The following is a 13,292-nucleotide window of genomic DNA, read 5'->3' on the forward strand; positions in this document are numbered from 1 at the left end:
AGAAAAAGGTGTGCATACAACCACGAGATCAAAACATTGGGGGAAAGAGCATGCCAAAGGTTTCAGAAGAATACAAAGAAGAGAAGAAGAACAGGATTCTGGAGAGTGCCCTCCGCTGTTTTGGCGAAAAAGGGTACGAAGCGACGATTATTGATGATATTGTGAGAGAATCCAATTTGAGCAAGGGCGCCATCTACAATTACTTTAACAGTAAGGAAGAAATTTATCTTCAGCTCCTTCAGGGGCGAACGAAGGATTTCTTCTCAGAGGTAGAGAGTGAATATCATAAGCGATCAAGTGCAACAGATAAACTGCGTTTTTTATTTGAAAGGTTCCAGAATCAGCCGTTGACTGATGAACGCAGGAAATCCATGAGGTTATATACGGAATTCTGGCTGTACAGCGCCCGTCAGGAAGATCTAAAGAAACTGATGGAAGAAAGGTACCTGCGATTTACAGGGTTTCTAAAAGACATTATTAAAGAAGGACAAGAGACTGGAGAGTTCAACGAACAGGTCGATTCTGGATTTATTTCTCAAATTTTTTGGGCGCTCAGGGACGGCAACGTTCTTCATTACTCTCTGCTTGGAGAAGAAGAACAGTATAAAAAAACGTGGGAAATGATTGAGGAGTTTTTTATTGGCTGCTTAACCACACCAAAGAATCGGGAGTAGAATCCCGATTTTTTTTGTGGAGAAAAAGAGAATGATTTCCCGGGATATAAAAGATTTTGTCGAATGGAGGCAGGGTCAACCCGCGAGGATAGGCCAGAACGGAGAGCATGTCAAAATACCCCGATATTTCTATATTAATAGCGACTGGTTATGCATTGTAATTTACAAAAATTGGAGTACACTTAAGTTTGGGTTTTTTTGAAACCTTTTACTTCAAAACAACGACTAAAAAAATAGATAGATAGGGGGGCAACGCAGTGAAAGACTCGTTTGACCGGCTATATGAGGAATACCATCATTCCTTGTTTCAGTTTGTTTTCTATATGGTCAGAAACAGGGAGGCGGCAGAAGATATTGTACAGGAAGTGTATATAAAAGTTCTCAAAGCCTATGAAACATTTGAAGGTAAAAGCTCTGAAAAGACATGGCTTTATTCAATAGCAAGGCATGTCACCATTGACTGGATCCGCAAGCAGAACCGCCGGAAGAAGAAACTCCTGTTTTTTACTTTATCGGAGAACGAGAACCAGCTTGCTGATCTCCAGCCCCTGCCGGATGAATTTGTCACCCAGAAGGAATCGGTCAAAGAGTTATATCACGCGTTAAAAAAATGTACGATACAGCAGCAGCAAGTGCTAATCCTCCGCTATATCCAATCGCTCTCCATCGCGGAAACTGCTGCAGTGCTCGGTTGGACAGAAAGCAAAGTGAAAACAACACAACACCGGGCGATCAAGGGACTAAAAGGTCTTTTGGATCAGACGTCAGGCTTGGAGGAGGAACGGAAAGATGGAATCGTCTAAATGGACGGAAGAAGAAATACAAAAGCAGCTTGAAAAGATGCCCCCTGTTAAAGACAAGCGCTCCCGTGAATTAATATTTCACGAAATAGAAGGAAGACTGGAAGAATCCAAGCATAGTAAGAAGAACACAAGGACCTGGATTATGCCGGGGCTCGCCGCCGCCTGCTTGCTGGCCATCATCATGATCCTGGTGCCAGGCACCTTGTTTAAAAAAGAAGTCTCGGCGCCATCATTGCATGAGAATTCCATGGATAACAAAATGGCCGGAAAAGCAAAAGATCATGTCAAAGAACCCAGTCCGGCGGCCCAGCCGAAGCAGTCAGTGAAAACAGCCCGTTTGGAAGAACAAAAGAAGCCTGCGGCTCCTCAGGGACGGGTAAAGCCTTCAGGCCCAGCAAAGCCTGAAACAAGTGCTGATACTCCTGTCCAGCGAAGCAAGGTCAAGGTTGCTGCACCTCCAACCGTTTCCATTACGGCTGCTGTTGAAAGCGGAAAATACCATCCTCCGATGACAATGAAAGCTCTCAAGCAGCAGCTGTCTTCAGGAAAATCGGTGGTGACGGTAGCCTATAGTGACGAACAGGCGCAGTTCGTTGTGCCGGTATCTTTCCTTGTAAATGAAAAGGGAACATACGTGGATAAAGTGGAGAATGTGCTAGGAACCTTTAACCCAGAGAGAGTGGGGCTTCAGCCGACCATGCTGAACAAGGCGAAGCTTACTGAAAAAGAGGGATCGGTAGTTGTGGATCTGCCCCCAGGTTCAGTTTCTTCTGCAGAAGAAGCACTGCTTCCAAAGATTTTAAGCTATACCTTTGCGTACAACAAGGAATACTCCAACGTGAAATTTATGACAGGCGATAAGCCAGGCTATGAATTTTCCAACCTTGGACCAAAAGAGGATATGGACATTAATAGGAGCATTGGAGGAGCAAGCTATCTCTATACTTCTCCATCAGGTGATGAGTTTCTGGTGGAAAGCAATGCGACGAGCTTTGCAGATTCTGCCGGAAGCCTGCAGGGAGCATTGGAGCAGCTGAGCAAGGGTTATAAGGATCAGAAACTTATGCCGGCAGTTCCCGATGGTATTAAGCTTACAGCTTCCAGGTCGGGAACATTGGCCGCGATCCGGGTGGATGGAAGTGATTTGAAAAATGATGAGGAAACAAGAAAAATGATGGATGCCATCTTAGTGACGGCTAAGAACTATGGAAGCCAGTCTGTTTCGGTGACCAATACTAACCTTGAAGCTGTCGGACCCTATGACCTTGAACAGCCAATTGATTATGTGGCTGGTGTTAATTTTATGAACGTTAAATAATTTTCCAATATATGTAACCTTTTGATCGGCAGGGCGTCTAATACGTTGGAGCGAGGAAAAGAAAACATGGCTTCGTCTTCCAATCCATTTCAGGAGGTAAATGATGATGAAACGAGTAATAATGTCACTTGTATCGTTGGGAACGGCTATAGGAATTTTATTGGGAGGAACCCATATTGCCAATGCTTCGCCTTCCTATGATCAGGAGGTAACCGCAACAGCAAAACACTTTGTGGGATCTCCTTTTAAATGGGGAGGTACGACACCAAAAGGCTTTGATGCGTCTGGGTATACTCAATATGTTTATAAGCATTCTGCAGTTAACATGAATTTGCCAAGGACTTCTGCTGAGCAGTATAAAACAGGTACAGCAGTCAAAAAAGAAAATTTAAAACAGGGAGACATTGTTTTCTTTAAAACAGATGGCAAAAAAGTATCCTTTTCAGGCATATACCTTGGAAACAGTGAATTTGTCGGGGCAACCTCCAAAGGGGTAAGAATCCAGTCTCTTAAAACAAAGTACTGGAAAGACGCGTATGCAGGAGCTAAACGGGTATTAAAATAAAAAGGATAAATAATCAGGCTGAAAAATAGTCCTGATTATTTTTTTGTTTAGTACCTTGTAATGTACAGTAGTGGATGATACTCTATAGTGAGTAAAGCAAGTAATTGGAAAATAAGCCAATTATCTTCCATGGATAGAAAACAGAAAAAGATGGAGACAGATTGGAAGGCGGCGGGAAACAAATGAATGCCCAGTTTAAAAAAGGAATATTAGAGTTATGTGTTTTAGTGCTTACTGCCAAAAGCGACAAATATGGATATGAACTCGTACAGATGATTTCTGAGAAATTTCATATTGCCGAAGGAACGGTCTATCCCCTTCTTAGGAGACTGACGAAAGAAGGCTACTTTTCCACCTATTTAAAGGAATCTTCAGGCGGTCCTCCACGTAAATATTACACGCTGACAGAAGAAGGAAACCGTTATATGGAGTCCTTGGTAGGCGAATGGAAGATGTTTTATGAAGGGGTTAATCAAATTATTGAGGAGGGGTTAGCGGATGGTGCAAAATAAATTTTTGTCACAGCTGAAGGATCAATTGAAGGAATTGCCTGAAGCAGACCGCCAGGACATTTTATATGACTATGAGGAGCACTTCAGGCTGGGCTTGGAAGAAGGAAAAACAGAAGAGGAAATCGCAGCTTCGCTCGGCCAGCCAAAAGCGATTGCGAAAGAAGTGAAAGCAGAATTTCGTGTGAAGGAAGCAAAATCTAAGCCATCGTTTGAATCCGTAGTAAAAGCGGTTCTATCTACCGTCAGTCTTGGTTTCTTTAATCTTATCTTTATATTGGGGCCGTTCTTTGCGGTTGTGGGTGTACTTCTTTCCATTTATGCGGTATCTATTGGCCTGCTGCTGTCCCCAATCGCCGTCTTATTTGGATGGGAGCAACTAGGAGGTTCTGCGAATTGGCTGATGGGGTTGTTCTCCATCGTCGCCTTGCTTAGTGCAGGGGTTTTGTTAGGAGTAGCATCCATTGTCCTGACACGATGGTTTGTGAGAGTTCTTATTAAGTATCTGCAATTCAATGTCAATATTATTAAGGGGCGATAGGGATGAATTCAGTGTTGAAAAAAATTACGGTCATTGCAGCAATCGGTTTGGCAGCCGGGTTGATTGGAACCTACAGCATTTATGCTTCAACCAGTCATTCTGTTTTCTCTTCCTTTAACAAAAGCAAAGAAACCGTGCTTTATACTGAAAAAACCTTCAGCAGCGATTCACTTAAATCGGTAGAGCTCACCTCAGATACGGCTGATATTACCGTAAAGATATCTAACGGACCGATAACCAGAGTGGTTCTTGAAGGCCAAAAGGGCGACAAGAAAGACTACAGCATTCAGGCTGAGCAGAATGGCGGCGTTCTGGATGTGGAGGTTATTGGAAAAAATAAGTTCTTTAACATGGGCTTTCACTGGAGTCCGAAGCTGACGGTGTATGTACCTGATAAAAAGTATGGCCATTTTAATATTTCAGCTGACACAGGAGATGTAAGTATTAAAGATTTGAAGTCCGATAGGGCAAACATCGAGACGGATACAGGTGACATTGAAGCTTCAGGGAAATTTACAGTAAGCAAGCTGAATGCAGAGAGCGATACAGGAGATTTGTCGTTCAATGACTATCGTGGAACATCTATAGATCTATCAACTGACACAGGTGATATACAAGCCGGCCGCATTTCAAAGAATGCGAAGGTGATGATCAGGACCTCTACCGGAGATATTCAAGACCTTTCGATGGAAAGTGCCAGCAAGGATGTTCACATTGAATCGGATACAGGAAATGTTGAAATGCAAATGGATCAGGCTCCATCTGATTTTAAGCTGCGTGCATCCTCTGACACTGGCGATGTTGAAGTTTCCCCGGACTGGAAAGTGAACTATGAAGAAAAAAGCGATCACGAGGCTAAAGGAAAAGCGGGTCAGGGAGGATTCAGCGTTACTGTAAAAACGGATACGGGAGATATTTACCTAAAGTAACATAAAAAAGCTCCAGACCGGGTCTGGAGCCTTTTTGTGCTAGATTGCTTTATTTATGTTCACTTTCTTGGAACGAGTACTTTCTTTTTTTCGCGCAAGACCGAGGTAAATGCCTGCCACAATCAGGAGAAGGGCAAGCGCGTGGTACCAGTGAATCGTTTCATTCAAAAAGAGTGAAGCAAAAAATAGGGAGCTGATCGGCATGACGTTTAAGAACAGGGTGGTTTTACTTGGACCAATTTCTGAGATGGCCATGTTCCACCATGATGTACATAGAGCCGTTGCGATACAGCCAGAGAAGGCCATGACACCAAATGAGAACCAGTGAACGTGATAGACGGCAGGCTGAACAGGATGAACGGCCCACATGATCATCAGCAGCAGGGCACCAAACAAATGGCTGAATGCTGTTACCTGATAAACACTGGCTTGTTTGACCGCCTGTTTGATCAGCAAGCCTCCCGCCACGTAGGCGAGCATGGATAGGAATACGAATAGGTTTCCTTTTATCGCATCTGTACCTGTTGCCCCTGGATGGCCAACGACAAGAATGACGCCAATAAACCCCATACCGATCCCGATGAACCGCTTGAGTTCGAACTTATCACCGAGAAACAGCATAGCAAGAAGAGCGGTTGTAAGAGGATTAAGCCCCAAAATGAGCGATCCGGCAGAGCCAGTCGTATAGCGCAGGCCCTGGGAGATTAATAGCTGATGCAAAAAGATCGACGTAAACCCGACAAGGAAAATGAGGAACCAGGCAGATTTAGAAAGCTGTTTAATCCCAAGTTTCCACTTCCCGTATGTAAAGAGCATAAGACCCAAAGCTGCCATGGAAATCCTCCAGGCAGAAAGCTGAACCACAGGGAAAATACCCGACAGATACTTGATCATAATGACATTTAATCCCCAAATAACCGTAACTAGACTTAATAAAACAAGCAACAGATAATACCGTTTTTTCTCCATAGTCAAATCCCTCTGTGTTGGTTAGTGAGCTGCTAACCGAATATTAAACCCATTTCAAATATTTGTCTATAACCTGGGAGATGATCGAAGAAAATATTTTTTGGGAATACTGTTAGTAGAATTGAGGTGAACGGTATGACCATTATACGTCTCGGGTATGTGGCGATGAGCATGGAGCTTCAAAATTCCTCTCCGTCGCAAACGATGACTTATGCCCGTTTTTCGCAGATTGAGGACAGGGCAGCAGCGTTAAGAAAACTGGAGCGGATTGCAAATTCCAACCTGAAAAACACGCTAAGGCTACTTATGCACAATGCAGCCAACGATATCCAATTTTACCGGATGACATCAAGGCTTATTCCACTGGCCAACCATAAAGAACTGCTGGATTGGAAGTACATGCTTCCACTAAAAGAGGCGCTGCAGGCAATCGGATCTTTTGCAAAAAAACATCAGATGAGACTGGACTTCCATCCGGATCATTTTGTACTGATCAATTCGACCAAAGATGAGATACTTAAGAATTCCATACAAACGCTGAATCTTCATTATAAGATCTTACGAGGGATGGAGATTGATCCTGTCCACCGATGTATCATGCATGTTGGAGGCAATTACAAAGAAACCGATGTCGCACTTGAACGTTTCATACATAACTGGATGTATGTTCCGCATCATATTCAGCAAATGATGATGCTTGAGAATGATGATTCCTCATTTACGATGGATGATACCCTTTATCTGTGTGAGAAGCTGGGTATACCGCTCGTTTTTGACTACCATCATCACTTGGCCCATCATCAGAACATCCATTGGGAAGAGAACTGGGATCGTGTCGTTCAGTCATGGGAATATTCGCCCCTTCCGCTGAAAATGCATATTTCCAGTCCGAAAAGCGAGAAAGAATACCGGCATCATGCTGATTTTGTGGATCCTGAAATGTTCTTCCGATTCCTTCAGGGCATAAAGGGAAGCGTGGGGCAGGTCGATTGCATGATTGAAGCCAAGCGAAAGGATGGCGCGCTGTTTCAGCTGATGGAGGATATAAAGAAAAGAAACGATATAGAGATCATAAACGGAGCCTCTTTTTATTTAAAATAACCAGCCAAAAACCTCTTGCTGCAAGGGGTTTTTTCATTTGTCGAAAATTATCGGGCGAAAGACATTGACGTTTGAAATTTCATACAATTATAATAAAGATACTTACTAAACAAAAATATATAAAAAGTATAAAAACTAAGGAGGAATAAAAATGAAGAAAGTAGTGATGATTACCGGAGCCTCAAGAGGATTAGGAAAGGCCCTTACTCTTTACTTTGCAAAGGAAGGATTTAACCTAGCGATCTGTGCCAGAACAGAAGGTGAACTGCTCAGCGTAAAGGAGGAAGCAGAAGCATATGGTGCTGACGTTCTCGCGGTAACGGCGGATGCCTCCCAGGCGAGAGATGTGGAACGTTTCGTTGCGCTGACAGAAGACTACTTCGGACATATTGATGTGCTCATTAACAATGCCTCCATGCTCGGACCAAGCCCGATGCCTTATTTGCTGGATTATCCGGAAGAGGATTTTGCTGAAGTGCTCCGCGTCAATTCCATCGGACCGTTCCTGGTGACACGCAGAGTACTGCCGGCCATGCTGCAGCGGAACAAAGGAAGCATCATCAATGTAACGTCCGAGGCTGGAAACGTAGGATACGCAGGCTGGGGAGCATATGGAATTTCGAAGTTTGCACTTGAAGGGATGACTGAAACGTGGGCAGACGAAGTGGCAGAGACTGGTGTAAGGGTGAACATGGTGGACCCTGGTGAAATGGATACCGAAATGCATGCCCTTGCTGTACCGAATTGTGATTATGAACTGGCTGATCCGAATGATCTTGTTCATGTCTTCGGATACCTTGCTTCCGAAGAATCTTCTGAAGAGAACGGCAAACGGTTCAGTGCGCAGGAATTTACGGTGGAAGGGAGAGAAAGCTGATGAGTGCAGAAGCCATTTCCTTTTTCCTGCCCGAGGAGTTAAATGCCAGCATGCCTCCTGAACGGAGAGGATTGCGCAGAGATTATGTAAAAATGATGGTCATTGACAGAGTAAACGGCCATACTTCTCATACGCAGTTTTATCAGCTGGACCACTTTTTGAAAGCCGGAGATGTTCTTGTGCTGAACGCAAGCAGAACGATTCCTGCCGTATTGCAGGGACAGCTTGAGGATGGAACCGTGGTAGAAGTCAGGCTCGCTCACAGGAAAAGCGAGAGGATTTGGGAGGCATTGATCCTTTCCAATACCGTGAAAGCAGGGGACAAAATCATGTTTTCCCCACTCTTAACCGCTTCTATCTTTACAACGGAAACAGACAATCCATTTGCTGTACTTGAGTTTAATCTCTGCTGCTCGGAACTGTATGATCAAATCTATCAGATCGGACAGCCGGTACGTTATGAATATATTAAGACACCGTGGGAACTTGATTACTATCAGACTGTTTTTGCGACCTCTCCAGGCTCTGTTGAAATGCCGTCAGCCGGGCGGGCATTTAGCTGGGAACTGCTTTTCCGCCTTCAGAAAAAAGGAGTGAAAATTGCCTATATCCAGCTGCATACGGGCTTAAGTTATTTAATGGATGATAAATGGCATGTAGAGCCGCGCGAGAATATGGAGGAATACACGATACCTGAAGAAACTGCGCAGGCGGTTCAAAAGGCCAAGGAGAGCGGAAATAAAGTAATTGCTGTTGGAACGACGGTGGTCCGTGCCCTGGAGTCGGGTGCCGACCATGAAGGCCGCATCAGGGCGGCAAACGGATGGACGAATTTATATATTACCGCCGAAACCAAACTTCAAGTTGCAGACGGATTGATCACCGGACTTCATGAGCCTGAGGCCAGCCATCTTGATCTGCTGTCAGCCTTTGTTTCTCCAGAACTTTTAAAAGTTTCATACGAAGAGGCGATCACCCAAAAGTACTTTTGGCATGAGTTCGGTGACATGAACCTGATCCTATAAGGATGGAATACATGAAGGTCCATCATTACGGGATTGCAGTGAAAGACTTGGATGCGGCAGCGGAATTTTATATAAAGGCATTAAACATGAAGGAACTGTTTCGGACCCGCTGGATGGGGGAGAATCTCTTGTTCTTGGAGAGCGGAAGCATGAAGATCGAACTGATTGCACAAACGGGTACGATAGGTGAAGCAGCCCATGTTGCTTATCAAACGAACGATTTAGAATATTTGGCTGGCAGACTTCAGCAGGAAGGAATCGTTCCGTCAGAAGGACCGTATGTTTTGGAAAACGGCTGGCGTACTGTCTTTTATGAAGGGCCATCAGGTGAGATGATAGAGTTTGTGGAAGAACAATAGATGAAGGATGGCTGGAGGTCAAGGGACCTCTGGCTTTTTTAATGAGTGTTTCTTGACATTATAAACAATTACCAAGTAACACTTTTAAATAACTTTGTAAATTTTTTCAAAAGTGTTTTGTCATTCGCTGTTTTTGCTACAATAAAAGACAGTGGGCTAAAATACCCGAGGTGAAGCTCTTGATCCGATAAAGAAATCTTCGTAATTAGCGAAATACGCGCCAAACTGTATACCTGTCAGCCCGGAGCGGGACAGCAATAATTTACGTGACCGCAGAGATATACATACGGTACAATAAAAAGAGAAATGGGTGACTAGTTCACCTGACTAAGAAAGGTGTGAACATTATGGAGCAAAAAGCTAAAAAAGGGAATGAACTCTTCAGCTGGATCAAGTCCATCGTATTTGCTCTCGTCCTTGTTTATATTATCAAAACCTTTTTCTTCGCACCATACATGGTAGAAGGAGCATCCATGTCTCCAACCTTGCATAACCATGATAAATTATATGTAAATAAAATTATCTATTCGGTGTCTGAACCGAAAATAGGGGATATCGTGATTATCAAAGGCACGGACAAACGGTATGTTAAACGTGTAATTGGAGTGGAAGGTGACACTATCCAAGTTCACAGTGACAAGCTTTTGGTAAACGGCAAGCCAATAAAAGAACCCTATTTGTCTAAAAACAAAAAGCAGGCGCGAAGCCTCGGTGTTTATTTAACAGAAGACTTCGGGCCGATTAAAATTCCAAAAGGAAAAATCTTCGTAATGGGTGACAACCGATTGAACAGCATGGATTCAAGAAACGGCCTGGGCCTTATTAACATCAGCTCAGTTGAAGGCCGCTCCGAAGTGGTCATCTATCCGTTCAAAGACATCCGACAAACAAAGTAAGCCAAAAAACCTGACCACACTGGCCAGGTTTTTATTTTAGAGATGCTATTTAGAGGTGCCAGGCACCGGTTTTACACAAGTATGTAATTGGCGGTGCCAGGCACCAAGGAGGTTAAAGAAATGGAAGAGACAGTGAGATGCAAGTGGAGCCGTGACAGTGAACTTCTGACGGCATATCACGATGAAGAGTGGGGGAAACAGGTTAAAGAAGACACTAAATTATTTGAGTGTCTAGCTTTAGAGATGTTCCAAGCGGGCCTCAGCTGGAGGACGATCCTGCACAAACGTGAGAATTTCAGAGAAGCATTCTGTCAGTTTGATATCAAAAAAGTTATGAATTTCACTGAGGACGATATTGAACGGCTGTTAAGTAATGAAGGCATTGTCAGACACCGAAGAAAGATTGAAGCAACCATTGAGAATGCAAGAAGATGTGATGTGCTGATTAAAGAGCACGGGGGCCTTATTACTTTTTTTGAGCAGCTGCCAGCGGATCATCTGGAGAAGCAAAAGGCCATCAAGCAGACATTCAGACATATCGGACTGACAACTGCGGAAAGCTTTTTAATGGCAACGGGAATGATGCAGCCGCAGCATGAGGAAGGCTGCCATCTCCATTCACAGGCAATAAAGGAAAAGGCCAGATAACAGAACCACCTCCACTTACATACTGTAAGAGTGGAGGTGGCTCAATTGGCGTATGAAATTTTAATATCGGTTGGCCGCAGGAGACTTGCTTTAATGCAAAACGGAAGGACAATCAAGCGATATCCTATAGCAGTGGGTAAAATGCTGACCCCGACCCCAGTGGGTACGTATCGAATTATTAATAAACAGCCTAATCCAGGCGGTCCCTATGGAGCCATGTGGATGGGCCTCTCAGCGCCCCATTATGGGATTCATGGGACCAACAACCCGTCATCCATCGGAAAAAGGGTATCAAAAGGATGCATCAGAATGTTTAACAGAGATGTGCTCGAATTGTCCAGAATTCTTCCGGTTGGTACGAAAGTTTATATTGGGAGATGAAAAAAAGAGCCTAAGCGGCTCAAAATATATAATCAGCAACTGCTAGAACCCAAGTCAGGTAACTCATCAAAAGCTACAAGTTTAGGGCTTGTTTTAGGAAGTTCATCAAAGGCAGTAAGCTTAAAGGTTTTAGGAAGTTCATCAAAGGCAGTAAGCTTCACGATTGTTTTAGGAAGCTCATCAAATGCGCTGTTTTTAAAAATAGGGAAAGCTAAAGCCATCATAAATGTTAGGATCAAAAAACCAGTAATAACTCTTTTCATGAAAAATTCCTCCATTAAAATATCTTTTTTCTACTATTATTTGATATTCTATAGAACAAACTTGCCTTTTTATATTGGCTTTGATCAAAATATGAATCAGCAAGCAGTTCAGAATAAAGCGAAACATATTCCCACATATTTCTTTTTTCAAAATGAGGTATAGCTTCTTTACTAACAAATGTTTCAAACTCTGACCAGGTATATTCCGAACCTTCAACTCTATAATTTAATATTTGCAAATGGTAATAAAAATCACTAGTCGTATTATTACCCAAGTTATCAAAGCTTTTTTTTATCCACTGTCGGGCCTGTTCAAAATCCTGAAGTTCAAAAAATTCTTGAGCCAGCATATAACTGGTTCCAGCTATACGTTCAGGGTCCCCATCTTTCTCTTTAAAAAAAAGACTTTTTTTAAAAAATTCTACAGCTTTAAGATGTTCTTTTTTACAAGAAAAAACATAGCCGAGGTTATGATAAATAACACCTGAGGTGAAATTATCATGAAACGATCTAGAATATTTTAAAGCTTGATTAAGGTGATATTCTGCTTGATCGTAATTTTGAACTCTTCTGTAGCTAATAGCTAGCAATATTTGACAATCCGCACTTCTACTATAATTATATTCTTTATCAAAAATTCCTATCGCTTTAAAGGCATAAGAATTGACTGCGCTTATACGCATCAAGTAACCATAGGCAAGAGCGGTTAAATAGTATAATACTGCAACATCACTCTCGTTAATATTACTGTTTGTTGTATTGTAAATGTCTTCAGCTTTTTTGAAAAATTGTATTGAAAGTTTATGATTATTTTGATTAATATTAAGGCTGCCCGAAACAATATTAAAATAGAATATAAGTTCAGGCGTAAGTTGCTCTTTTAGATTATTAACTTTTAATAAAAGATTGCTGGCTGCATTTATGTTTGGGTTTGCCGTAACAATATAATACCTCGCCAAAAACAACTCATATCTCAAAATAAGCTCAGGCTCATTTACGATTTGCATTTTTTCCTGAACTTTCTCAAAAAAATCATCAGCTTCCTCAAACCGACGATTCACCATCATCATATTCCACTCATTGAGCAGTTCGAGGATCTCGTTGCTGTCGACTTCCTCGGGCGAAATACCTAAACGTTCACATAGGAGATTAATGACTTCCTCGCTGGACTTCGCATCCCCTTTCTCAATCTTACTCAAGTAGGAAACAGAACAGATTCCCTGAGCCAGTTCTTCCTGGGTTAGGCCTTTGGTTTTCCTATAATATCTTATTCTTTGACCGACCATAAAATCCCCCTTTCCGAACTTGGGAAAATTGTCATGCTAACCCCCTGCTCATCACGTACCAATACTACTACTTTTCCCAATACATACCTACAGAATAGTCTGTTAAGATAAATATAACAGAAAATAATCAGTTTTTGCTAGAATTACA

17 protein-coding genes are annotated in these 13,292 nt (G+C 42.7%); 14 read left to right on the forward strand and 3 right to left on the reverse strand.

The genetic code is table 11. From position 1 onward, the window contains the following. Positions 1 to 50: 50 nt before the first annotated feature. The 7 genes from LCY76_RS01190 (at position 51) to LCY76_RS01220 (ending at position 5,339) form a co-directional block, all read left to right on the forward strand. On the forward strand, positions 51 to 674 hold the full coding sequence (locus tag LCY76_RS01190) for a TetR/AcrR family transcriptional regulator (protein WP_248251122.1): 624 nt from the start codon (positions 51 to 53) through the stop codon (positions 672 to 674). A gap of 257 nt (positions 675 to 931) precedes the next feature. Continuing rightward, positions 932 to 1,477 carry an RNA polymerase sigma factor SigX gene (sigX, locus tag LCY76_RS01195; protein WP_248251123.1) on the forward strand — a complete coding sequence of 182 codons (546 nt, stop codon included), beginning with the start codon at positions 932 to 934 and terminating at the stop codon, positions 1,475 to 1,477. Beyond that, the gene (locus tag LCY76_RS01200) at positions 1,464 to 2,795 is read left to right on the forward strand and encodes a hypothetical protein (protein WP_248251124.1); all 1,332 of its coding nucleotides are present in this window, start codon (positions 1,464 to 1,466) and stop codon (positions 2,793 to 2,795) included. The genes sigX and LCY76_RS01200 overlap by 14 nt, the downstream gene beginning before the upstream one ends. A 106-nt stretch (positions 2,796 to 2,901) precedes the next feature. After that, entirely contained in the window at positions 2,902 to 3,360 is a 459-nt protein-coding gene (locus LCY76_RS01205) for a C40 family peptidase (protein WP_248251125.1), read from the forward strand. Positions 3,361 to 3,542: 182 nt separating this feature from the next. Continuing rightward, the gene (locus tag LCY76_RS01210; RefSeq protein ID WP_248251126.1) at positions 3,543 to 3,872 is read left to right on the forward strand and encodes a PadR family transcriptional regulator; all 330 of its coding nucleotides are present in this window, start codon (positions 3,543 to 3,545) and stop codon (positions 3,870 to 3,872) included. After that, positions 3,859 to 4,410 carry an HAAS signaling domain-containing protein gene (locus LCY76_RS01215; protein WP_248251127.1) on the forward strand — a complete coding sequence of 184 codons (552 nt, stop codon included), beginning with the start codon at positions 3,859 to 3,861 and terminating at the stop codon, positions 4,408 to 4,410. The genes LCY76_RS01210 and LCY76_RS01215 overlap by 14 nt, the downstream gene beginning before the upstream one ends. A gap of 2 nt (positions 4,411 to 4,412) precedes the next feature. Further along, positions 4,413 to 5,339, forward strand: a complete 927-nt coding sequence (locus LCY76_RS01220) for a DUF4097 family beta strand repeat-containing protein (protein WP_248251128.1) — start codon at positions 4,413 to 4,415, stop codon at positions 5,337 to 5,339. 39 nt (positions 5,340 to 5,378) lie between these two features. Here LCY76_RS01220 and LCY76_RS01225 read toward each other — a convergent pair whose 3' ends face one another. Then, positions 5,379 to 6,308, reverse strand: a complete 930-nt coding sequence (locus tag LCY76_RS01225) for a DMT family transporter (RefSeq protein ID WP_248251129.1) — start codon at positions 6,306 to 6,308, stop codon at positions 5,379 to 5,381. Between the two features lie 135 nt (positions 6,309 to 6,443). Here LCY76_RS01225 and uvsE point away from each other — a divergent pair, with 135 nt between their 5' ends. From uvsE to LCY76_RS01260, 7 genes are all read left to right on the forward strand, one after another. Next, complete coding sequence (uvsE, locus tag LCY76_RS01230; RefSeq protein WP_248251130.1) at positions 6,444 to 7,409, forward strand: UV DNA damage repair endonuclease UvsE; 966 nt, start codon at positions 6,444 to 6,446, stop codon at positions 7,407 to 7,409. Positions 7,410 to 7,560: 151 nt separating this feature from the next. Continuing rightward, complete coding sequence (locus tag LCY76_RS01235) at positions 7,561 to 8,286, forward strand: SDR family NAD(P)-dependent oxidoreductase (RefSeq protein ID WP_248251131.1); 726 nt, start codon at positions 7,561 to 7,563, stop codon at positions 8,284 to 8,286. Beyond that, entirely contained in the window at positions 8,286 to 9,311 is a 1,026-nt protein-coding gene (locus tag LCY76_RS01240) for an S-adenosylmethionine:tRNA ribosyltransferase-isomerase (protein WP_248251132.1), read from the forward strand. The genes LCY76_RS01235 and LCY76_RS01240 overlap by 1 nt, the downstream gene beginning before the upstream one ends. A gap of 11 nt (positions 9,312 to 9,322) precedes the next feature. Continuing rightward, complete coding sequence (locus tag LCY76_RS01245) at positions 9,323 to 9,670, forward strand: VOC family protein (RefSeq protein WP_248251133.1); 348 nt, start codon at positions 9,323 to 9,325, stop codon at positions 9,668 to 9,670. 347 nt (positions 9,671 to 10,017) lie between these two features. Further along, entirely contained in the window at positions 10,018 to 10,566 is a 549-nt protein-coding gene (lepB, locus tag LCY76_RS01250) for a signal peptidase I (protein WP_082683654.1), read from the forward strand. A gap of 120 nt (positions 10,567 to 10,686) precedes the next feature. Beyond that, positions 10,687 to 11,214, forward strand: a complete 528-nt coding sequence (locus LCY76_RS01255; protein WP_248251134.1) for a DNA-3-methyladenine glycosylase I — start codon at positions 10,687 to 10,689, stop codon at positions 11,212 to 11,214. A 45-nt stretch (positions 11,215 to 11,259) separates the two neighbouring features. After that, positions 11,260 to 11,595: a L,D-transpeptidase gene (locus LCY76_RS01260; RefSeq protein ID WP_248251135.1), complete on the forward strand. Its 336-nt coding sequence runs from the start codon at positions 11,260 to 11,262 to the stop codon at positions 11,593 to 11,595. Between the two features lie 32 nt (positions 11,596 to 11,627). Here the strand turns inward: LCY76_RS01260 and LCY76_RS01265 are convergent, their stop codons facing one another. Both LCY76_RS01265 and LCY76_RS01270 read right to left on the reverse strand, forming a co-directional pair. Then, positions 11,628 to 11,858 carry a hypothetical protein gene (locus LCY76_RS01265; RefSeq protein WP_248251136.1) on the reverse strand — a complete coding sequence of 77 codons (231 nt, stop codon included), beginning with the start codon at positions 11,856 to 11,858 and terminating at the stop codon, positions 11,628 to 11,630. A 14-nt stretch (positions 11,859 to 11,872) separates the two neighbouring features. Further along, entirely contained in the window at positions 11,873 to 13,144 is a 1,272-nt protein-coding gene (locus tag LCY76_RS01270; protein ID WP_248251137.1) for a tetratricopeptide repeat protein, read from the reverse strand. Between the last annotated feature and the right edge of the window lie 148 nt (positions 13,145 to 13,292).

This window comes from Fictibacillus marinisediminis, assembly GCF_023149135.1.
Taxonomy (GTDB): Bacteria; Bacillota; Bacilli; order Bacillales; family Fictibacillaceae; genus Fictibacillus_C; species Fictibacillus_C marinisediminis.